The organism is Geomonas terrae (genome assembly GCF_004791675.1).
Lineage (GTDB): Bacteria > Desulfobacterota > Desulfuromonadia > Geobacterales > Geobacteraceae > Geomonas > Geomonas edaphica.
This window is the reverse complement of sequence record NZ_SRSC01000001.1, coordinates 1,508,549-1,530,481: the sequence shown is the minus strand read 5'-3', so window position 1 is coordinate 1,530,481 and position 21,933 is coordinate 1,508,549. Positions and strand designations below refer to the sequence as shown.

The following is a 21,933-nucleotide window of genomic DNA, read 5'->3' as shown; positions in this document are numbered from 1 at the left end:
GGCCTTTTTGTCGTTTTATGTAGCAGATATGTACAAGCGGTTGGAGAGAGCGGGGTATCCACCTAGAAAAGAGTGGCCGTTACATCTCTGGAGGCGGGCACCTCCATCACTTGTCTGACTGTTTATCAGCACCGGCAATCGGAAGTCGCCAGCCGCGCCGGATGGCCAGGACACGAAGTCCGAAGCACAACCCCGCGCCTACAAGCGTTGTCGCGTTAGGCGGCAGTTGCAACAAATCGCCGGTCACCACTACCGCTGCGCCCAGCAGGGCCGCCACCGCATACAGTTCAGCGTGCAACACGGTCGGTGTTTGCGCCAACAGGATATCACGTGCCATGCCGCCGCCGATGCCCGTCAACATGCCGAGCAAAGTTGCCGTGACGGGGTTCACTCCAAAGAGCAGTGCCTTGTGCGTACCGGTGACCGCGAAGAGGGCCAGTCCAGCGGCATCGAACAGCAGCACCGGATTCCATCGCTGCATGACCATGGACGGGAAGAAGAAGGTAACGAGTCCTGCGCCGAGTGAGACGCAGACGTAGCGCCAATTGTTGAGCCCTTCGGGTGGGATGGCCCCGATCAGCACGTCGCGGATGATGCCGCCCGCCGTCGCAGCGGCGAAGGAAAGCACCAACACGCCGAACAGATCCAGCTTGCGCTTGACGGCCGCCATTCCACCGCTGAGCGCAAAGACAAAGGTACCGATCAGATCAAGCACATGGGGCAGCGACTCCATCAAAACGGCTTCCTGTACTTTTAACGAAATGGGCATTTGGGGGCACCCTGAACCTACGCTGCTGCCAGCCATGCCCGCGCGGCAACGACCAGGCTCTCGACGCCGGTTCGCAAGGTGGGGTGAAGGACAGGCGCAAACTTGGGACTGTGATTGACGGGAAGTTCATTCAGTCGATTCGAATGCTTGGCTTGTTCATAGATTTCAGGGTCCGTGCCGCCCACGAACCAGAAGACCGACGGCACGTGCCACCCGGTGCCGAACGATCCAAAATCCTCGCTCGCTGGAGCAGGTGCAGTCTCACGGACCCGTTCTGCACCGAAATACCCGCGAAAGGCGTCGGCCAGCCGTTTGCTGGCCTCGAGGCTGTTCACATTGAGCGGGTAATGGTCCAATGACGTTATCTCGGGTTTGCGCGTGGCACCCGAAGCCTCAGCCTCGGCGTTGACGATTCGCTCGATCGCCCCCAGCACCCGTTCACGCACACCCGCATCGAAGGTCCGTACATTGAGTTTAATAATGGCCTCGTCGGGAATGACATTCTCTTTCGTCCCTGCCTGCAGTACACCCACCGTGACAACCGCGGCGTCAGCGGCTGCGACTTCGCGCGAGACTATGGTTTGTAGCCGCATCACGGTTGCAGCCGCCATGACGACGGGATCGATACTAGCCTGCGGCATGGATCCGTGCGCACCGCGACCAAAAAACCGGATTTGCAGGCTATCCGCCGCTGAAGTAATGGCGCCTGCGCGCCCGGCCACTGTACCCGCCGGCCCCACCATGACATGCTGGCCAAGTATCACGTCCGGCTTGGGAAAACGCTCGAAGAGGCCATCGTCGATCATTGCTTGCGCACCTTCCGCCGTTTCTTCTCCGGGCTGGAATACCGCCATCAAGGTACCGCGCCAGGTTGAGCGTGCATCGGCCAGCAATTTCGCGGCACCACAGAGCCACGTCACATGCATGTCGTGGCCGCACATATGCGAGACCGGCACGGTATTACCCTCTCGATCGGTGGCGGTTACCTTGCTGGCATACGACAGATCCGTCGCTTCTTCGACCGGCAACGCGTCCATATCGGCTCGCAGCATGACGGTAGGCCCAGCGCCGTTGCGGAACAGACCGACAACGCCGGTTTTGCCCACACCCGTCGTGACGTCAAAGCCGGCTTTGCGAAGACGGTCGGCCACCACCCCTGCCGTACGTGTCTCCTGCATCGAGAGTTCGGGATGGGAGTGCACATCCTCGTAGAGAGCCTCCAGATCCGCAAGCACGGCATCCAGGTTGCTCAATACAGGGTCGGGAGAACTCGTCCGGGTCGCGTTCATAATCGCACCTTTTCCTTTCGTGCAGCCGGGTAATCTGCTCCTTAAATCCATGGACCAAAAACACTTGGGGGCATGCAATACTCCTGAACTTTAGGCTTGCGCACCTAGCCCTGCCGCTAACCCGGACAGTGTGGCGCAGTCTTCCAGCCCATCGAGGAAGCGCTGTGGAATGCCCGAGAGCCCCACCTGCGCGCCGACCAGCGCACCGGTCAGGATGGCGCGCGCCTGATTCTGGCCGCCGCCGTTCACCGCATGGAGCAGGGCGGATTCAAAATCATCGCTGTAGCGCGCCCCAAGGTAATAGGCCGCCGGCAACTGATGATAGATGGCGCACGGCATGCCGTAGACGATCGATACCTTCCAGGCAGGTTCGATGCGGATCGCGGGATCGGCGGCAGCCGCGGCCATGTAGGACGGTGTAAGCAGGGCATCGGGTGAGGCGAATCGTCCGGCGCGTGGCGGGTCCGGAGCACCGGGTCGCGGCGGCCCCAAGTTGTCGCTGGTGACGGCATGAAAGGGCAGCGCCCCGTTTTTAACCAGTTTCATCAGTCGGTCGGACAGGTGCGCGTCCAGGGGGTGTCCCTGTACCAGTTGCCCCAGCACAGCGCCGAAGGCTACGGTCATGGATACCACCACGTCGTCGTTTTGGGTGAGGAGGGTATTGCCGGTAATGGCGGCGGCAAGCTGCGCGGGATCAGCCGCGTAACGCACCGCTAGGGCAAGGGTGCGCTCTATCGCTTCGGTAGTGTCAGCACGTCCGCCGGTCTGCCCCCAAGGCAGTCTTTCCTCGACCCTTTGCCGCCACAACTCGCGGATGGACTGGCTAGTGTAGCCGCCCGGCCCGCTGATGGGGGTGCCATCCAGAAGCGGCAGCAGATCCTGATCCATGCGGCGGCAAAAGTCAGCCTCGTCATAGCCTCCGCAGGAAACCAGTGAAGCCAGCAACAACTTGAGGATGAACCCGGCCTGGGAGAGCTGGCCAGCCTTTAGTCCGGCGTGGTAGCGACCGGGTTTGGGATCGGTGTACCCGGTTATCCATTCGCCGTAATCGCGACGCAGTTCGGCAAGATCGTAATACCAATGCGGCCCGAGCCCAAGGGCATCCCCAATAAAGGCGCCCATGATGGCACCAGCCGCGCGATCCTTAGTTGTTTCAGACATAGTGACCACCTCATTCTACCAGGATATGTGTTCGAACCATATTGGCGAAGAATACCAATTACAAATAAAGGGTCAATGTTCCTTGCCCCCCCGACTCTCACCATGCGCCCGCCACTACAAACAGTTCAAGGCTGATCAAGTCATCCACGAAATGCATGCCCAGTCGCTCGAACAGCCTGCACGATCCGTAGCAGGCATTCCAGAGGGTACGATCGAGATCGAATGCTGCATGAGCCTGGATGCCGCCGTCATCTAGCGGAGCGATGGTAGCAGGGATGCGGATCTCCCGGGTGACATCTCTTATTTTCAACTCTCCCGTGACAATCCCTTTGACTGCGTTTAACGAATTCTCTTCCCTGGTTTCCCATCCAGTCGAGGTGAACGAAGCTGTCGGAAAACGATCCACAGCGAAGAAATCGTCGGATTTAAGGTGGCGGATCAGCACATCGCGCCAACCATCATCCAGCAGATCCAGATTGGATATGCTGGTCATGTCCAGCTCGATATGCCCTCGGGAGAGCTTTCCGTCCGTGATGGACAGTTCTCCCGCCTTGATGCCGATGCGGCCGTAGTGCCGTTTGTTCAGGTTCCGGCCGATCCACTCCAAGGTGCTTTTTTCTGTGTCGATCCGGTAGGCGCCATCCCGCAACCCCAATGGGGCCGCCTTTTCTTTTACCTCGAGCGGCAGTCCTTCCCTGCGCCAAGCGGCAAGCCCGCCGGCCAGCACGGAGACCTTGGCGTAACCGGCTTGCTGCAGCCGTTCGTAGGCCAATTCGGCAGATCGGGTTGTGCCGGTAGCGTCGTAGAGAATCAGTTCCCGATTTCGATCAGGAACCAGTTCGGCAATCAGATCGAGAAAGGCAATCTCATAGACACAGGCGTTCAGGGCGCCGGCCACATGGCAGGCGGCATAATCCTCCGGCGTCATCACATCGATCACCACAGCACCTTTCTGGAGGCTCAGCATCATTTGGTTGGATGACAAGGTATGGCTCATAGCACGCGCTCCTATTCGCGATGTTCGACTAGAACCTGCAGGGTCTGTCAGGTCGTCACATAGTCAACATCCTCTCCAGGGCCCGTCTGTTTCAAGAAGGGGCCCGTGAATTGCTGCAAACAGCAGGTGACAATCAGACCGCCGTACCGAATATGGCGCCTATTGCCGCCGTGACGGCCATCGCCAGGGCTCCCCACAGAGCAACACGAACTGCCCCGACAACAACGCTTGCCCCCCCGACCCGCGCGGCCAAAGCGCCCAGAATCCCCAGACACAAAAGTGAGCCGCCTGCCACCACGGGAATGAAATAGGCGGATGGACTGAACCAGGCGATGAGTAGCGGCAAGGCGGCCCCCACTGAAAAAGTTACTGCAGAGGCCAGTGCCGCCTGAAGGGGACGGGCGATGACTATTTCCGAAATTCCCAGTTCGTCGCGCGCATGTGCCTCTAGCGCATCGTGTGCCATAAGCTGCTCGGCGACCTGCCTGGCGAGCGAGGGATCAAGTCCTCTCCCGACATATATGGCCGCCAACTCCTGGCACTCAGTCACGATGTCCGTCTTAAGCTCACGTCGCTCACGGTCAAGATCGGCCTTCTCGGTGTCGGACTGTGAACTGACGGACACATACTCTCCCGCCGCCATTGACATGGCACCTGCCACCAAGCCAGCTACCCCCGCTAAGAATACATTACCGCGCACTGCGTTGGCGGCTGCCACCCCCACAACGAGGCTTGCAGTCGAAAGGATTCCGTCGTTTGCGCCAAGTACCGCTGCTCTCAGCCAACCGATCCGGGTTGCATAGTGCTGCTCCAGATGCTTAGGCATCTTCCCCACCTGTAGTTTTGTTATTGGTTCCATCGCACGCCAGGGTCCTTTCTAAGCGTGCCTGCCGTGCTTTCGAGCCGGAACATAATAGGGGGGCAGGCCGGGCGCCTATCCCCCCATGAGGGACACATCTGACTTTGGCGAAATACTAACTACGCAGAAAGCTTTCCGGCGAAACATAGACTGTAACAGATATGGATTATACCATCCGTAAACCTGCAGTCGAGGTGGGTATGGATTCTGGACTCGGGTCTTTATAGCGATTTCTGAGGGATGCTGTGTATCTGGACACTGTCTCATATCACCCAGTTTGAAGCCTCTATTTGCGTGCTTGCCAAGGGGCGTCTTTGATATAATGAGAGCTTGGAGCAGAAGAAAACTCGGATGGAGGTGGGGCATGAACATAGCAAAGACTGTCATCCGTTCTCTCTGTGTCCTATCGCTCGTCGCAAGTCTTTCCGGCGTAACACCAACTCTTGCGGCGAACGAAAACCCCGCGGGTGATCTGACTAAGGACTTGAAGGAAATGCCGGTACTAACCGGGGACACGTGGCTTACCCTTCAGCCTGAGGCGAAAATCACTTTCGTATGGGGCATCGGACACGTGGTGACCATCGAGGAAAACGTGATCCAGCGACACCCTGAGCTAAAAAGACAGGGTTTCGCTGCGAAACTGGCGGAAGGCCTCCGTGGCGTTCCCATGGAGACCATAATCAAGGACATCGATGGTTACTATCTCAGCAATCCCGATGACCGCGATATTCCGGTCATGCGGGTGATCTGGACGCAGATCGTCAAACCTAAACTGAAAACAGGCATAGCCGACCAGCCATTCGCCGGTTCAGGCGGACCATAGGCCGGCAAGGAGGCAGCGCATGAGAGCTATGAGATATCTGGCCGTCGTGCTGCTGGTGGCATTTAGCTTTGGGTGTGTCGGAATGTCGCGCCAGCAGCAAAGTACATTAAGCGGTGGCGCCATAGGTGCCGGCGGCGGCGCGTTGTTAGGTGGACTCACGGGCGGAAGCCCCGCAGTCGGTGCGATACTTGGTGGCGCAGCGGGCGCCCTGACAGGGTTCATCCTCGGAGACCCCAACTCCGGACACCGTTACCAGCGGCGCTGAGGCTGACGACACGGTCTGAACCATCCTCGGTGCACGAGGGCCGTGCCGACATAAAGAAGAGCAATAGACATAGAAAAGCCGGTCCTGGGTGCTCAAGCAGTTGCACCCAGGGACCGGCTTTTGTCGCTTCAATCTTTCAACTGCTCCTTCACGGTCTTGATGAACCGGCCGAAGACCTTGTTCTTCTTCCAACGACCAGACCGTACCCGGCCGCCAGTCGAAGCTAGAACGCCGGGATGATCGCAGCCCCGTATTTCTCTTTGAGGAACTGCTTCAGCTCGGGGGACTGCAGTGCCGCCACCAGCTTCTTGATATCCTCGCGCGTCTCCTCTCCCTTGCGCACCACGATGATGTTGGCGTAGGGAGATTTGGCGTCCTCGCGAGCGATCGCGCTCTGCGGGTCGATCTTCGCGTCCAGAATGAAGTTGGTGTTGATCACCGCGCCGTCGACGTCGGGAAGGGTACGGGTAAGCTGCGCAGCCTCGACCTCGACGAACTTGATCTTCTTCGGATTCTCCACGATGTCCTTCGGCGTCGCCTGGAAGTTGGAGATGCCCGGTTTCAGCTTGATGAGCCCCTGCTTCTCCAGGAGCGCCAGGGCGCGGTACTCGTTGGAGGGGTTGTTGGGAACCGCGATCTGCGCGCCGGTTTTCAGCTCGGCGACGCTCTTGATCTTATTCGAGTAGAGCCCCATCGGCTCCACGTGGATGCTGCCGGCCACCTGGAACTGGTAGTTCTTCTCCTTCACCACGGCCTCCAGGTACGGGACGTGCTGGAAGTAGTTGGCGTCGATCTGCTTCTCGGCGAGCGCCGGGTTCAGCTGCACCTCATCGTCGAAGGTCACCACTTCGAGATTCACGCCCTGCTCCTTCAATTTGGGTACGACGAATTTGAGGATGTCGGCGTGCGGAACCACCGCCGCCCCTACCTTCAGGGTCTTTCCGGCAGTCGACGCCGCACCTTCGGTGCCCTTACCGGCCTCACCTTCTTTTTTCTTGCAACCTGCAGCGGCCACTACAACCAGTGCCAATGCGACCAAGGCGAGGCTCAGCCTGCCGTTAAATCTGTTCATCATCTTTGTGTTCCTCCGTTTGGATATAAGGCCCTTTAGCCGAGCCGGTGTTGGTTTCTGTTGATCCGTCGCGCCAGTCGATCGCCGCTCCACTGCACCCCCTGGACAAAGATGACCAGAATGAGAACGGTCGCAAACATGACGTCCTCACGGTAGCGCATGTAGCCATAACGGATGGCGAGGCTGCCGAGCCCCCCGGCCCCGATGGCTCCTGCGGTCGCCGTGAACCCGGTTATGGTGATCACCGCGAGGGTCAGCCCAAGCACAAGCGAGGAGAGCGCCTCGGGAATCAGTACCTTCCGCACGATCTGCAGCGGAGTGGCCCCCATGGCGAGGGCAGCCTCCACCTTGCCGCGGTCAACCTCCTTCAGGCTGTTCTCGATGATGCGGGCGAGAAAAGGGGCGGCGGCGATGGAGAGCGGAACGGCGGCGGCCGTAGCTCCCAGCGTGGTCCCCACCAGAAAGCGAGACAGCGGCAGCAGCAGCACGATCATGATTATGAAGGGAAAAGAGCGGGTAATGTTGATCACGGTGCCGAGGACGCGGTTCAGCCGCGGGGACTCCAGGACGTGGCCGGTCGAGGTGATGACAACCAGCACCCCTAGAGGGAGTCCCAGCACGACGGCGGCGACGGTGGACAACACCACCATGTAAAGGGTTTCTCCGAAACCGGTCAACAGCATCGGAATCAGGTCTTCATTCATCGTTACCACCTCATCTCCTGCTCTAGATGCCGGCGCCGGAGCCCTGCAGCAGTGTGCTATGTTCCAGGAAAAGTTTCATGGTCGCGCTGGAGGGCGCGGAGAATACCGCATCCACCGGCCCGGACTCGACGATCTCGCCGCGGTCCAGGACCGCCACCTTCCCGCAGATCTGCCGGATCACGCTCATTTCGTGGGTAATGAGGACGATGGTGAGGCCAAGCTTGCGATTGATGTCGGCCAGCAGTTCGAGGATGGACCTGGTCGTCTGCGGGTCGAGCGCCGAGGTGGCCTCATCGCTTAGGAGCACTTCAGGGTGGTTGGCAAGGGCGCGGGCGATGCCGACCCGCTGCTTCTGTCCACCGGACAACTGCGCCGGATAGCTGCCGGCCTTATCGGATAGCCCGACCAGATCAAGAATCTCCGCGACCCGCCGCGTGATCTCCTTACGGGGGAAGCCGGCCAACTCGAGTGGGAAGGCGACGTTGCCCTGCACCGTCCTCGAATCGAGCAGGTTGAAGTGCTGGAAGATCATGCCGATCTTTTTGCGGGCATCCCGCAACTCATGTGTTGCCAGCCCGGTGATCTCCCTTCCGTCAATGACGATGCTGCCGCTGTCCGGCTCTTCGAGGCGGTTCAGGCAGCGGATCAGAGTGGATTTCCCCGCTCCGCTCAGGCCTATGATGCCGAAGATGTCCCCTTTTTCTACCTGCAGGGTCACGTCGCGCAGCGCGTGATACGTTCCACGCGGCGTATGGTACTGTTTGTTCAGGCTGTCGATGGTAATCACTTGCCCCCCGTGACTGCGGGCTGACACAAAAAAGATAGCGAGGGAGCTTACTTCCACCTCCAGCTCTCTGGCCAGCTTCCGGCGTTTCCAACTTAAACATTTAACTTCGGAGACTTATATCAAATTCGACCGAAGAACTCAACTTTTAATTAGAGCAAAGCCCACTCCGGCAGCGTGATTTAGTTCCGTCGCGCTAAGGGGGCCCGCAGTGCCGCCGTGCAGCACCGCTTGTCCGCAAAAACGGCGCCCTTAAGCGTGACAGCCGCGATGGTTGCGAAGCGGCTATCCAAGTCCTCCTGCCTTTGTTTCCTTCAATTCTCTTTCGGCCCGTTCAGTCATTTCTAAAGGGTCAACATAAGCCTCCCCCGCCTTAGATATAATGACAAGCTTGGAGCAGAAGCAAACTCAGATGGAGGTGGGACATGAACATAGTAAAGACATCATCCGTTCGCTATGTGTCCTATCGCTCGTCGCAAGTCTTTCAGGCATGGCTCCCGCACTTGCGGCTGAGTCAAATTCTGTGCACGCGGCCGTACCATCATAAAGCAGTAATAGACAGCAAAAAGCCGGTCCCGACGGATTAAAGACACCACCGGGACCGGCTTTTTTCTGCTTTAGTATCTCAACCAATCTTTAAAGGTTTCGATGCGACACCTTCCTGCCCGAAGCAACCTCTCATCGCCAACACGAGAGCGGACTTGCGCGTCAGATGAAAGGTAGTCAAGGGGCGGTTTGTTGACCTACCTTCAAACAGCCGAAATCCTGCAAAGCCCGGTGCACCAAGCTCCTGATGGCCCGTCTCAGCTCTTCCCGGAGGATTTTTCCGTCCTCGCCACCACAGTAGGAGCCGATGTGCCTGCACTCCGATGCTTCGTCCAGTTCGATTTCAAAGGGAACCACTTCACTCAGGATCGAAGACGGATTACGGTACACCAGCTTTTCGGCGAAGACGTTACGACGTTCGGCCACATCCCAGATCTGGGCAAGTGCCGCAACCTCAATGCAGTACATCATGTCACCAAAGCACTCACCAAGCTTCACACTCGTGAACTGAATACCGCCTACTCTCCCATTCTCCTTGACAGCTTCCGTCTGCCGGGAACTTGTGACCGCACTGCCTGTAGTAAAGGATTCTTCGATGGCACTCCTAACCTCCTGCGCCAAATCCCAGCGTTCCATTTCGTGCCCAAAGCCGTCCAGACAGCTTTGGTATTGCTTCTCGTCGAGCCCCCCTTTCACCAACCCGTATAAGGAGCCAAACGGCGCATAGGCAAGGTAAGCCATCGGAATAAGAATCCCTCCTCCGGTAACGTATAAAGTCTGCCCAGTCAGTTCGAGTGCATTCGGCGGAGTTACCTTCTTGACCTTTTCCCTGGGCTCTCCTCCGAAACCAATCGCTTTGAGGACGGCACGTTTTTTCCATTGAGGGGTTTGCAACGGCGGCATTGCCGGGGAGGTGAGTGCCCCTGCCTGTGGTGCCATTTCAGTATTTGACAGTGGCTGCCCGTAATGACTCATCAGGCAAGGGATACCAGGTGCGCTGTCGAAACCGGCAGGCAACGGGTTATTTGCCGCCACACGTTCGTCTGCAACCGTAAGGTGGCTATAGGCGAAATCACCCTTTTGATCGAATCCACATTCCAGATCCAAACTGCCGGCATAGACTCCGGACTCTGTTTCCGGTATCCCAAGGAAGAACGGTTGCCGTTCGACTTTCAGGTAGTAACTCCCCGGTTGCAGCAGCATTACCACCCACCGAGAACGTCCCCTTTCCGCTGGAGGGGGCAAATACAAGACTTCCTTAAGTGGGACCTGTTTTCCCGTTGTGAGTGACCAGACCTCTAATTTCTTGTTTGCGTATCCGAAGTCCTGCAGGAATTCGTGAACACAGGCGCCAGGGTTACCCTTCGCGGGTTGTAAGCGTAAAAACACAACTGTTTTGCCGTTCCGTTCGGCACCCGCTCGAAAGATTTGAATGGGCTCTTTCGCATGGTGCGCGCAGCCGCACTGCGTCCACAAAAGAAGCATCATTATCAGAAGTCGTCGCATGGCCAGCCTTTGCTCAGATCCTATAATTCAGCTCAATTTGTAAATTTGGAGAAGGGAAGAGAATCGATTCTCAAAAGACGAACAAGCAGAACGACTCTATCGCATTCAGCTCTGATAGCAACAACGAAGGGCATGACAGCTGTGCCGTCACCGGCTTTTGTCAGTCTTTCAACTGCTCCTTCACCGTCTTGATGAACCGGCCGAAGGCTTTGTCCTTTTTCCGTTTATCTTCATACGACATGCCGTAGAAGTCCGACTCCTTCTTGAGCTTGAAGTAACTTGCATAGCGCTCTTCGCTCAGGTCGCCGCGCTCTAAGGCGGCACGGACGGCGCAGCCCGGTTCGCGCTCATGGGTGCAATCCGCGAAGCGGCAAGCTGCGGAGAAGGATTCGACATCGGCGAAACCTCCGGCGACCCCGTCGTCAGCACCTAAAAGCCCCAGTTCGCGCATGCCGGGCGTGTCGATGAGCATGGCTCCTCCGTCCAGAAGGATGAGTTGCCGTCGCGTTGTGGTGTGCCTTCCTTCTCCCGTACCGCTGACCGTTTTCGTGTCGAAGGCTTCCCGCCCCATGAGGTTGTTGATGAGCGTGGTCTTCCCGACGCCGGATGAACCGAGCAGGCAATAGGTCTTACCCGGAGAGAGCATCAGCCGCAGTTCGTCCAGTCCGGCGCCGGTGAGGTTGCTCATGGAGAGCACCCGCGTCCCGGTCCCGGCGGAAACCGCTTGGAGCTTTTGCTCCAGCTCTTCAGGAGGGATCAGGTCGGCCTTTGTGAGCAGGATGACGGGTTCAACGCCGCCGTCTGCTGCCATGACCAAGTATCGGTCCAGCCGACGCGGGTTGAAATCGTAGAGGCAGGACTGCACGATGAAAGCGATGTCTATGTTGGCTGCGATCATCTGGAATTCGGCACGGGCACCGGGCGCCTTGCGCCGCAGGAAGGTCTTCCGCGGAAGGACCTCGTGGATCACAGCCGAGGCACCGTCGTCATAGAACTGCACGACCACCCAGTCCCCCACACACGGCAGGTCGACGGTGCTCTCGACTTGGTAGGAAAGCTTGCCAGTCAGCTCCGCAGTCGCTTCCCCCGCCTGGCTTCTGATCATGTATGAACTGCGGTCCACGGCCGTGACCCTGGCGAAGCTCCATCCGTCGGGAAGAGGACTTCCGTCGTAAGTTTCCAGGCATCCTGCTGTTCCCATAGGGTTGCTTTCCATAAAAACCGCCTCTTGTCGGTAACTTTCCGGCACTTTAGACCAGTTGCTTTGGCCTATCAAGTTGATTTCGTCGCCCTACCCTCTCCTTCCAATGCTTTCCCCCGAGGCTGCACAGCCACACCACCACGATGATGACCTTCTCGAACACTGCATTTTTTTTGCTGGTTAAACCAACTTTTATTCTTGTTATCGCGACTTCAAGCATGATTTTCCCAAAATCACGCGTGTGATCGCTACATCAAGCATGATTTTGCAAAAATCAAGCATGAGATCGCGTTCTCAAGCTTGATTTTGAGGCTCGCAAGATCGTTTTTGGACGTTTCGCACATTTTTCAGACCAGAACCGTGCCAACACCTCCTAAAGTTGCCTTGTTTTCCTCTTTTTCATGCTTGTTGAAGCAGCATTTACATTTGTTTCCCCGATTTCATGCATGATTTTCACAAAATCACGCTTGAGATTGCGACTTCAAGCATGATTGCCCCAAGATCAAGCTTGAAGTCGCGTTCTCAACGCGTGAAGGCGGGCTGCTCCTCGGTGCCAGGGACGCAACCCATATCAGGTTCCGCAAAAAACAACTTCACAGAGATGAGAGAAGAAGGCGGGGAAAGAAAAACACAATTCCAATCTTGAACCGACATAGACAGCACGACTTTCTCTTAGAGACTTTCATGCTATAGTTTGTGCATCAACCACACTCATCCTGCCGCCAGCAAGGCTCACATGCGCATTCTCTTAGCCATCGACGATACTGACAACGCTCACAGCAGGGGAACTGGAGAACTTGCGGCTCTCATCGCGGACGCCATCCTGCGAAACAACTGGGGCGCGCCCGGCTTCGTCACACGCCACCAGTTGCTCGTTCACCCGGACATCCCCTACACCTCCCACAACAGTTCCATGTGCTTTCCCGCCGAGATACCGGAGGGTTCTCTCGACCAGGTCGTCCGGTTTGCCTGCGACTTTCTGGAACGGGAATGCGCCGAAGGTTCCGATCCCGGGCTCTGCGTTGCCGTGCCGGACCGCATCGGGTCGACGGCCGACCTCATCGCCTTCGGACGAAAGGCGAAGCGCGAAGTCCTCGACAAGGAGCAGGCGCTGACCCTCGCCCGGAGGCTCGGCGTCCACCTCTCCGAGCACGGGGGAACCGGTCACGGCATCATCGGTGCCCTGGCAGGGGTGGGACTCAGGCTGTGGGGAAACGACGGGCGCATGCGGGGGAGTCTCGAAGGCGTCCTCCCCGGGCAAAGGCTGCGGGTGCGCGAGCTCCTCGACCAGCCCGACGTGGATGCTGTGCAGACCGCGGACGGCTCCGCCCCGGGTGAAGAGGAGTCGGTACTGATAGGAGACAAGCCGAAGACGGTCATGCGCGATGGGTTGTCGGTGCTGCTGCTTTGCGCCGCTCCGGATGACGGCGGAGCACCGGCTTGGCAGACCCTGCCCCGGAAACTTCTGCGCGATTACTGAACGATCGAGGGGACTGGCTCAGCAGGTGCCTGTCCCCTTTATTTGCCATGTACGTGTGGTAAGGGGGCAGGCACCTTCGGAGCCAGTCCCCCTTCACCGATGTTGTTATGCCCATCCCAGGAGGAGGTCGCATGAATTCCAGACATGAAATCGAATCGCATCTGAAGGGGGAGACCCTGGTACGCAAGGGGCTGAAACACAGGCACGCGGGGGGCACGTTGCGGCTCGTGCCCGAGTTGAACGTAGTGAAGATCGGGGGGCACGGCATCATCGACTACGGAAGCCAAGTGGTCCTGCCGCTTCTCGAGGAGATCGGCGAGCTCTCCAGGGAAAACCAGATCATGGTGGTCACCGGCGGCGGGGTGCGGGTGCGCCACATCCTCGACATCGGCATCGACCTCGGCATGCCTACCGGGGTGCTCGCGGAACTGGCCGGTAAGATCAGCGAGCAGAACGCCGAGATCGTCACCCTGCTTCTCTCCAAGTGGGGCGGCAGCCGGGTGAAGACGGGAGATCTCCTCGACCTTCCCACCATGCTCCACCTGAAGCTACTCCCGGTGATCCACGGCACGCCGCCGTATGGCCTTTACGAACACCCACCGGAGACCGGGCTCATCCCTCCGCACCGGACCGACACCGGGGCTCTCCTCATGGCGGAGGTGTTGGGGGCGAAGAGCTGCATCCTCGTGAAGAACGTGGACGGGCTCTTCACCGAGGACCCGAGGATCAACCCCGATGCCGAACTGATCGAGGACATCACCGTGGATGAGCTGATAAAGCTCGACATGGAGGACCTGGTCCTGGAAAGAAAGATGCTTTACCTTATGCGCGACATGACCAACGTGAAGGAGATACGCATCGTGAACGGCCACAAGCGCGGCACGGTCGGAATGGCGATCCGGAAGGAGAAGGTCGGCACGGTGATCCGGGTGTAAGAGAATTCCCCCGCGGTGGCTGGCAGTTATCGGGATCAGACTGTATAATGAAAGTGTACCCCCTCCACCAGGGAGGAATAAAAGGAAAGGAGGCACCCTTTCATGGCAGGAAAGATCTTTTACCGTCACAGGACCAAAATGCAGGATGGAGCCCACCAGCCGCGCCACGTACTGGTGGCGGTAGCCGACCTCGATCTCAAGGTGTACGGCCAGCACATGCGCATGTGCGAGCTTAAGTGCATCGCGGAATCGCTGGGGGCTGAGTTGGTCGAGTTGCCCCGCGGGCCGAAGCACCAGGATGAAGAGGACGAAGACTAGCGGTTCGGAAACGGATCACGACGCAGTAACAGAATGGGGGCTGGCAACAGCCCCCATTTTGCGTTCATGGGCTCATGTTGCGACGTCTATTCATACTGTTTGCAGGCTTTCTGCCTATGGGCTACAATGCGATTAGTAGCAACCAAGAAGCCCAGTGCAAAAGGAGGACGATATGAAACGTCGAATTGCTGCCGCAGTGGTCGTTGTCATGGCATCCATGTGGGCTCTGGCTGGCTGTCACACCGTGAAGGGCGTCGGTGAAGACATGCAAAGCGGAGGCAGGGCTATAGAGAATTCATCGGGGCGGTGAGTGGAGCCGCACTAGATAAAGATATCCAACTGGAAAGGGGCAGATCCGGGCGACTGACGGACTGCCCTTTTTTGTGGTCGCGCAACGGCAAATCCCCCCTGCCCCCCTTCGCAAAGGGGGGGGACGCCGGGACTCACGCAGCGCTTCGGAGGAACCTTGGTCGCCGTTCCCGAAATTTCCTGAAGAACCTTCGCTAAGGAGGAGCCAGCCTCCCGTAGCCTTGCGAAGGGGGGAACGTCTGGCCCCATATTCGGTAAGCGGAGTGGGAGCTATGGCGTCGCTTCCACGGGAAGTCCCGCCGTGAGCGGCTCGGGCCGATCGGTTCGGCGCAGGGTGTGGTATTCGGCGGGTGTGTTGACGTTGCGAAAGCAGGTGAAGCACGGGTCGAACGCGGCAACCCAGGCTGGAGAGAGGCGAAGCACCTGCACCCGCGGAAAGAAGGAGACCAGACGGCAGTGGTTCTCCTTGAGCTCGGCCTCTATGTGTGGCAGACAGGCCGTCGAGTAGGTTGCGTGCAGCGGCTCTACACCCTTGTCTCCTTCCGGAATCACGACGTCGGCGCGGTGGCGCAGGGCGACCTGCTCGTGGATCAGGGCGAGGTTCAGGGAGGGCATGTCGCAGGCGACGGCGAAAATGTACGGGGTACGGCTTCCGGCAAGGGCGGCATGGAGCCCGGCAAGAGCACCGGCGCCGGGATAGCGGTCGTTGACCACCCGTCCCCCGACGAAGCCGTAGGTCGCCGGATCGTTCGCCGCGATGATGATCTCGCCGAAAAGCGATGCGAGCTGACGGTAGATGATCTCGATGAGAAGTCCGTCGCGATACGGCAGAAGTGCCTTGTTGCTTCCCATGCGACTGGAGAGTCCGCCGGCCAGGATGACGCCGGTCACGTCGGGAAAGGGGATATGCCCCGCAAGCGCCTTGCTTCTCACGGAGCTACCCCACGGCACGGCCTGCAGTACCCTTTGTGCTGCGCCAGGAAGTCGAGTTCCAGGGTGGCAAGGTCCTCGACCACGAGCAAGTCGGTGGCGGTCGGGGTGAAGGACGCGATCACCTTCAGGTAACTGCGGCAGACGTCGCAGACCTCCACGCGGCGGTGGTCGCTCCCGTCGACGTAGAGATACCTAAGCGTCGCATGGTCCTCGTTGCCGCAGTGATGACACTGCAGCCGCGGGTGGTGCCAGTCGGCGCCGCACTCGGTGCAGCGCAGGTGTTTCACCTGGTCGTCGTCCTGCAGCTCCGCGAAGGTGGCGGCAGCGCCGCAGACGTAGCACTCGCCGCGCTGCCACACCCCGATCTCCTCGAGGGGAGCCCGGCTGCGCACTTCGTACAGGAAGGGCCTCAGAGCGTGGTGCGCCACGGTCCATGGTAGCTCCCAGTCCGCCGTGGCCCGGGCGACCCGGGCGCTGAACCCTGCAAGATCGCCCGACGCCGCCAGTGCGAGCAACTCAGCGGGGTCGATCACTCCCGCGTCGATGCCGCCAAGCAGCTCCCGGGCAGAACGGCGCAGCGCCGCCAGAGACGCCGCCTCGCTTTCGCTCCACACCTCGGCGGGCCGTCCCCAACGACGCCAGATGCTCCGCCGCACCGCAGGCGGTTCCAGTTCTCCGACGGCACGCAGCATGTCAAGCAGCACTGCCGCCCCGCCGTCCAAGTCCACCTCTATGTCGGCGGCGGCAAGCAGCGGCGTCCCACCTTTCAGCACCTCTCCCAGTTCGAGCCCGTTAAACGGCGCGACGGCGCCGGCCATCTCCGCCTTCTGCCACACGGGAAGCAGCGCCTCGTACAGCCGGGCGGTTACCCGCAGTTCGGGCGAGTTCGTCGCTATCTCTTCCAGCCGCCGCAGCACTTGGTCGGCGTTTCGCTCCGCAGTCATGCCACCTCCGTACTCACAACTGTCCTGCCTGCAGCAGGCTGATCCTCAAAAGGAGCCCTCCCGCGAGGATACAAAGGTAATGCGCCAGCACCGGCGCGTCCCCGAAGGGGTGCCGGCGGGAGCGGTACTTGAACCACAGCGGCACCACTATGCCGAGCGCCACGGTCCCCAGCCAGAACATGGCCACGAAGGGTAGCGTCATCAGCGGAAGCGCGGTGCGGCCGGCAAGGACCAGGAGCAACGCGATGAGAACGAGCTCGGAGACCATGACGACGCGGTCGAACGCCTCCAGCCTTTCCACCTCGCCGCCGGAGTTGCGCCTGCGCCAGATGAGGTAGAGCGAGATGGCTGCGGCCCCGGTCGAGGCGCCGGAGACGATGAAGAGCGCACCCATGAGGGGAGAGGTGGCGGCCCAGAAGGGGCGTGCAGTGACGTTCAGGAGAACTCCGGTGTATCCGGCGATGAAGAAACCGGCCAGGGAGCCCAAGACGGCGTAGAGGCGCCTCGGGATGCGGTTGTAGTACCTGGAGAAGAGGGGGAAGGAGATCACCCGGTCCGCCACCAGGTTGTCCAGAAAGGAGAGCAGGGCGCAGGCGCTGAAGATCAGTAGGACCCAGGACCCCACCGACATGGGGGAGACGAGGTTCAGGTACGGGTACCCGCCCTGGTTGTATATGAACAGGTGCCAGAAGCGCTCCGGCCGTCCAAGGTCCGCGATGAGCGGGATGGGGACGAGGACGAGGAGCGGGAAGGCGATGTAGCAGGCGGCGCGGCTCACCTCGCGCTCCCCGCCGCTGCCGAAGAGTTCCTCCATGGCGCCGATGAAGTAGGCCCCGGCCGAGGTGCCTGCCACGAAGAAGTAGACCGCTATGTAGTACCATGCCCATTCGGGGGGCTGAATGATCTCAGGACTCATGGCTTTCCTCCTCGTCTTTACCGTTCAGCCTTTCGCGGAAGTTAACCAGGGCGGCCGCCCCCACGCCGAGCGCGGTGAGGATGGTCACCAGGGAACAGAGCACCAGGCGGCGCTGCGGCACCACCGGGTCTTCCGGCTGCCCGTAGACCTTCGGGCGGTCAGCGAAGAGGTAGAAGACCTTGAGGCCGTCCGCCTCCTCGTACCCGTAGATGCGCGCCTGTTCCCCTTTCCCCTTCAACTGGGCCAGACGCGCGTCGGCCCTCTTTTTGAGGTCGGCGAGCTCGCCGAAACGGATCGAGCCGGTAGGGCACGCCTTGGCGCATGCGGTGCCGAGGCCGTTGTGGATGCGGTCGTTGCACAGGGTGCACTTGTGCGCCGTCCCGGTCTCCTCGCTGAAGGAGATGACCCCGTAGGGGCAGGATGGGATGCAGAACTTGCAGCCGATGCAGGTCTCCTGCTGCACCACCACGTTGCCGAGGTCGGTGCGTACGATCGCCTTGGTGGGGCAGGCGTTAAGGCAGCCGGCATCGCTGCAGTGCTTGCAGGAATCGCTCGAGAAAAGCCAGCGCTTCTCGCGGCGCGACTCGTCGATCTGCTCGATGAAGCGGACGTGGCGCCAGTCGGTAGCACTTAGGGTCCCGGTGTTGTCGTAGGAATCGCCGGTAAAGTTGTCGGCCACCGGGTAGGGAACTCCGGACCTCTTCCCGAAGTGCGCCGGCTCGGCGGAGAGTCCGTTCCACTGCTTGCAGGCCACCTGGCACGCCTTGCAACCGGTGCAGATGGTCGTGTCCACGAACATGCCCTTTGCCATCAGCTCCGCCCTCCTTTCCTGCCCGCCCTGATGTCGCAGGTGAACACCTTTCCCTCGTGGATGGAGACGTTGGGATCCCCCACCATGGCGCTCAGGTCGTTGACGACGTCTCCCTTCGCGTTCCCCTGCCACCCCCAGTGCCAGGGGAGGCCGATCTCGTGCACCTTCTTTCCGTCGAGGACGAAGGGCTTGATGCGCCGGGTCACCAGGGCGCGCGCCTCGATCTCGCCGCGCGCGGTGACTATGGTCACGTACCCCGCGTTCCTGATCCCCTTCTCGGCGGCAAGCTCAGGGGAGACCTCGCAGAAAAGCTCCGGCATCAGCTCGGCGAGCCAGGGGAGCCACCGGCTCATGGTGCCGCTTAGGTGGTGTTCGGTCACCCGGTAGGTGGAGACGACGATCGGGTACTTGGGATCGGCGACGCCGTGGTAGACGTTGCCTTCGGTGCGCCAGACCTTCGCCACCGGGTTTGACTGCTGCCGGTAGACCCGGTTCGCCACCGGTGATTCGTACGGCTCGTAGTGGGCGGGGAGCGGGCCGTCCACAAGCCCGGCGGGCGCGAAGAGCCAGGCCTTGCCGTCAGCGCGCATGATGAACGCGTCGTTGCCGCTCAGCCAGTCGAAGCCGAGCGCGGCGTCCTTCCCGACCATGGCGGGAGCCTTGGTAGGCTGGAAGTCGATCCCCTCGCCGGAGGGGGCGACCCACTTGCCGCGCACCGGGTTCCCGGCCGGATCCTTGGTGCCGCTGTCGGCGTCCGGGTCCCACAAGATGAGCTTCTTGGCCTCGGACCACGGCCTGCCCTGGCTGTCCGCCGAGGCGCGGTTGTACATGATGTGCCGGTTCGCCGGCCAGGCGAAGCCCCAGTTGGGGGAGATCCACTCGTCGGGCTTTCTGCGCGCCGCGTTGTTCTTCCCCTCCTCCGGGACGACGCCCGTGTAGATCCAGGCACCGCATACCGTGGTGCCGTCCTCCTTCAGGTTCGCGAAGGTGGCGAGGGGCTTGCCGTCGGCTACCGTGTAGCCGTTGATCTCCTTCAGCACCCGGTAGGCCGAGGGCTCGTCCTTGATGCGCCAGGGGGCGACCTCCTTCGCCTCCGGCTCGTAATCCCAGGCGAGATTTTTGATGCCCCAGTCGAGGGGGTTCGCCGAGTCGCGGTACATCGCCTGGAGCCTCTTGCCAAGCTGATAGGTGAACCAGCTGTCGCTGCGCGCGTCCCCGGGGGGATCGGCGGCCTTGTCGTGCTGCTGCAACAGCCGCTGCGTGTTCGTGAAGGAACCCTCCATCTCGGCGACGGCGGCGGCCGGGAGAAAGAAGACCTCGGTCTTTATGTCGGCGGGCTTCAACTCACCGGAGAGGATCTCCGGGGAGTTACGCCAGAAGGAGGCGGTCTCTGTTTCGAAGTAGTCCCGCACCACCATCCAGTCGAGCTTTGCCAGGGCCTTGCGCTGCAGGCGGGCGTTCTGCCCCCCCACCGCCGGGTTCTGCCCCATGACGAAGAACCCCTTTATCTTGCCGGCACCCATGTCGAGCATCATCGGCATGTGGGAGTGGTCGCCGGTGATCTTGGGATGGTAGTCATAGCCGTAGTCGTTTTCCGCCGTGGCCGCGGCGCCGAACTGGGCCTTGAAGTAGGAGACCGCGAACTTCGGGTAGTTCCCCCAGTAGCTCGTGGCGAGCGGCCCCGCCTCGGTGAGGATGAAGTCCTTGAGGGAATCGTGCTTCTTGCGACCGTCCGGCATGTTGAGGTACGCGGGGAGCGAGTGGTACAGGGTGGCGATGTCCGTGGAGCCCTGGATGGTGGCGTGACCGCGCAGGGCGAGCACCCCGCCACCCGGTCGGCCGATGTTGCCTAAAAGCGCCTGCAACATGGCCGCCGCGCGGATGATCTGCACCCCGACGGTGTGCTGGGTCCACCCCACGGCGTAGGTGATGTTGGCGGTCTTCTCGCGCCCGGAGTTCTCCAGCATGGTCTGCGCCACCTTGGTGAACTGCTCGGCGCTGCAGCCGCAGACCTTTTCCACCAGCGCGGGGGTGTAGCGTGCGTAGTGCCTTTTGATGATCTGCAGCACGCAGTGCGGGTCCTGCATGGTGGGGTCCGTTTTGGGGCGTCCGGGGATTTGCTGCAGCAAAAGGTCGCTGAAGGGTCCCAAGCCCCCCTTTCCCTTGCCGGGGGCGGGGTTTCGCTGATAGGACCAGGTCGCGTTGGCGTAGGATTTACCGTCCGGGGTGAGACCGGAGAAGACGCCGTCCAGTTCCTCGGTCCCCTTGAAATCCGGGTTGACCAGGGTGGCGGCGTTGGTGTAGTTCACCACGAACTCGCGGTAAAAGGGGTCCTCGTTCCAGCGCCTGCTGTTGATCACGTGGTTTATGATGGCACCCAGGAAGACGATGTCGCTCCCGGCGCGGATCGGGACATGGACATCGCAGGCGGCCGAGGTGCGGGTGAAGCGGGGATCGACGTGCATGAGCACGGCGCCATGGTCGGTCTTCGCCTTGAGCGGCCAGCGGAAGGCGACGGGGTGGCACTCCGCCATGTTGGAGCCCATGATGAGGACGGCGTTGGAGCGCTCCAGGTCGCGCGGGAAAGTGGTGGAACCGCCGCGGCCGAACGTGGTCCCCAGACCGGGGACCGTCGAGGAGTGTCAGATGCGGGCCTGGTTTTCCAGGTAGACGACCCCGAGCGCGTGCATGAGCTTTTGGTGCAGATAGTTCCACTCGTTGTCCATGGTCGCGCCGCCCAGGGAGGCGATAGCGTAGGTGTTCATCACCCGCTTGCGGGCCGTTCCCCCCTTGCCGTCGGGCATGTCCTGGAACTCGTTGAAGTTCGCGTCGCGGGTTTTCTTCGTCAGCTCCGCGATCCGGCTCATCGCCCAGTCGAGTGGCTTCTCCTCCCAACGGTCGCTCCCCGGAGCGCGGTATTTCACCGTGTTCCAGCGCTGCTCGTTCTTTACGAGCTGGAGCGTCGCGGCTCCTTTGGGACAGAGGGTCCCCTGGTTGATCGGTGAGTCGGGGTTACCCTGGATGTCGACGATGACGCCGGCATCGTCCACAGTGACGATCTGGCCGCAGCCGACCGCGCAGTAGGGGCAGATGCTGGGTATCTGCCTGCCGCTTTTTATCGGCACCTTGCCCGCTTTTGCCGCGGCAGCTGCCGTATCGACGTTCAAGATTCCGAGTTCCGCGGCGACACCGCCGCCAACGATGCCGGAAGTGACCTTCAGGAACTTGCGCCGGCTGATTCCCATATAGCGACCTCCTGTTCTCTTACAGCGATGCATTTTTTGGCTTAAACCGTGCCAATAACTGTACAA

At 60.4% G+C, this 21,933-nt stretch carries 20 protein-coding genes; 5 read left to right on the top strand and 15 right to left on the bottom strand.

The genetic code is table 11. The features are described 5' to 3' along the window. Positions 1-106: 106 nt before the first annotated feature. From E4633_RS06485 to E4633_RS06465, 5 genes are all read right to left on the bottom strand, one after another. Positions 107-769 carry a trimeric intracellular cation channel family protein gene (locus tag E4633_RS06485; RefSeq protein WP_198419391.1) on the bottom strand — a complete coding sequence of 221 codons (663 nt, stop codon included), beginning with the start codon at positions 767-769 and terminating at the stop codon, positions 107-109. Between the two features lie 17 nt (positions 770-786). Further along, the gene (locus E4633_RS06480; protein WP_135869406.1) at positions 787-2,058 is read right to left on the bottom strand and encodes a M20 family metallopeptidase; all 1,272 of its coding nucleotides are present in this window, start codon (positions 2,056-2,058) and stop codon (positions 787-789) included. A 90-nt stretch (positions 2,059-2,148) separates the two neighbouring features. After that, positions 2,149-3,219, bottom strand: coding sequence for an ADP-ribosylglycohydrolase family protein (locus E4633_RS06475; RefSeq protein WP_135869405.1), 1,071 nt, complete (start codon positions 3,217-3,219; stop codon positions 2,149-2,151). A 97-nt stretch (positions 3,220-3,316) separates the two neighbouring features. After that, the gene (locus tag E4633_RS06470) at positions 3,317-4,216 is read right to left on the bottom strand and encodes a YceI family protein (protein WP_135869404.1); all 900 of its coding nucleotides are present in this window, start codon (positions 4,214-4,216) and stop codon (positions 3,317-3,319) included. 133 nt (positions 4,217-4,349) lie between these two features. Then, positions 4,350-5,042, bottom strand: a complete 693-nt coding sequence (locus E4633_RS06465; protein ID WP_135869403.1) for a VIT1/CCC1 transporter family protein — start codon at positions 5,040-5,042, stop codon at positions 4,350-4,352. A gap of 397 nt (positions 5,043-5,439) precedes the next feature. Here E4633_RS06465 and E4633_RS06460 point away from each other — a divergent pair, with 397 nt between their 5' ends. Further along, positions 5,440-5,898: a hypothetical protein gene (locus tag E4633_RS06460; protein WP_135869402.1), complete on the top strand. Its 459-nt coding sequence runs from the start codon at positions 5,440-5,442 to the stop codon at positions 5,896-5,898. 488 nt (positions 5,899-6,386) lie between these two features. Here the strand turns inward: E4633_RS06460 and E4633_RS06450 are convergent, their stop codons facing one another. The 5 genes from E4633_RS06450 to rsgA form a co-directional block, all read right to left on the bottom strand. Further along, positions 6,387-7,238: a MetQ/NlpA family ABC transporter substrate-binding protein gene (locus E4633_RS06450; RefSeq protein ID WP_198419390.1), complete on the bottom strand. Its 852-nt coding sequence runs from the start codon at positions 7,236-7,238 to the stop codon at positions 6,387-6,389. A 32-nt stretch (positions 7,239-7,270) separates the two neighbouring features. Then, entirely contained in the window at positions 7,271-7,939 is a 669-nt protein-coding gene (locus tag E4633_RS06445; RefSeq protein ID WP_135869400.1) for a methionine ABC transporter permease, read from the bottom strand. A 22-nt stretch (positions 7,940-7,961) separates the two neighbouring features. Continuing rightward, positions 7,962-8,726 (bottom strand): methionine ABC transporter ATP-binding protein, encoded by a 765-nt coding sequence (locus E4633_RS06440; RefSeq protein WP_135869399.1) that lies wholly within the window; start codon positions 8,724-8,726, stop codon positions 7,962-7,964. 720 nt (positions 8,727-9,446) lie between these two features. Then, positions 9,447-10,472: a hypothetical protein gene (locus E4633_RS06435; protein WP_135869398.1), complete on the bottom strand. Its 1,026-nt coding sequence runs from the start codon at positions 10,470-10,472 to the stop codon at positions 9,447-9,449. Between the two features lie 463 nt (positions 10,473-10,935). Next, entirely contained in the window at positions 10,936-11,991 is a 1,056-nt protein-coding gene (gene rsgA, locus E4633_RS06430; RefSeq protein ID WP_135869397.1) for a ribosome small subunit-dependent GTPase A, read from the bottom strand. A 721-nt stretch (positions 11,992-12,712) separates the two neighbouring features. Here rsgA and E4633_RS06425 point away from each other — a divergent pair. The 4 genes from E4633_RS06425 to E4633_RS20975 all read left to right on the top strand — a co-directional run bounded on the left by E4633_RS06425 (position 12,713) and on the right by E4633_RS20975 (position 15,019). Then, the gene (locus E4633_RS06425) at positions 12,713-13,456 is read left to right on the top strand and encodes a hypothetical protein (protein ID WP_135869396.1); all 744 of its coding nucleotides are present in this window, start codon (positions 12,713-12,715) and stop codon (positions 13,454-13,456) included. A gap of 131 nt (positions 13,457-13,587) precedes the next feature. After that, on the top strand, positions 13,588-14,391 hold the full coding sequence (locus tag E4633_RS06420; protein ID WP_135869395.1) for an amino acid kinase family protein: 804 nt from the start codon (positions 13,588-13,590) through the stop codon (positions 14,389-14,391). A 102-nt stretch (positions 14,392-14,493) separates the two neighbouring features. Further along, a complete protein-coding gene (locus E4633_RS06415; protein WP_135869394.1) occupies positions 14,494-14,709 on the top strand; it encodes a hypothetical protein in 216 nt (71 codons plus the stop codon). A gap of 172 nt (positions 14,710-14,881) precedes the next feature. Then, entirely contained in the window at positions 14,882-15,019 is a 138-nt protein-coding gene (locus E4633_RS20975) for an entericidin A/B family lipoprotein (protein WP_135869393.1), read from the top strand. 269 nt (positions 15,020-15,288) lie between these two features. On the opposite strand, the gene mobA is transcribed toward E4633_RS20975, so the two are convergent. Genes mobA through fdnG form a run of 5 tightly spaced genes read right to left on the bottom strand, consistent with a single transcriptional unit; the run spans position 15,289 to position 21,867 of the window. Further along, positions 15,289-15,951, bottom strand: coding sequence for a molybdenum cofactor guanylyltransferase (mobA, locus tag E4633_RS06405; RefSeq protein ID WP_246037937.1), 663 nt, complete (start codon positions 15,949-15,951; stop codon positions 15,289-15,291). Then, entirely contained in the window at positions 15,948-16,895 is a 948-nt protein-coding gene (locus E4633_RS06400) for a formate dehydrogenase accessory protein FdhE (RefSeq protein WP_135869392.1), read from the bottom strand. The genes mobA and E4633_RS06400 overlap by 4 nt, the downstream gene beginning before the upstream one ends. Positions 16,896-16,908: 13 nt before the next feature. Beyond that, positions 16,909-17,811 (bottom strand): NrfD/PsrC family molybdoenzyme membrane anchor subunit, encoded by a 903-nt coding sequence (gene nrfD / locus E4633_RS06395; RefSeq protein WP_135869391.1) that lies wholly within the window; start codon positions 17,809-17,811, stop codon positions 16,909-16,911. Next, positions 17,801-18,622 carry a 4Fe-4S dicluster domain-containing protein gene (locus E4633_RS06390; protein ID WP_135869390.1) on the bottom strand — a complete coding sequence of 274 codons (822 nt, stop codon included), beginning with the start codon at positions 18,620-18,622 and terminating at the stop codon, positions 17,801-17,803. The genes nrfD and E4633_RS06390 overlap by 11 nt, the downstream gene beginning before the upstream one ends. Beyond that, positions 18,622-21,867 (bottom strand): formate dehydrogenase-N subunit alpha, encoded by a 3,246-nt coding sequence (gene fdnG / locus E4633_RS06385; protein ID WP_162604945.1) that lies wholly within the window; start codon positions 21,865-21,867, stop codon positions 18,622-18,624. Before fdnG ends, E4633_RS06390 begins: the two co-directional genes overlap by 1 nt. Positions 21,868-21,933: the final 66 nt, after the last annotated feature.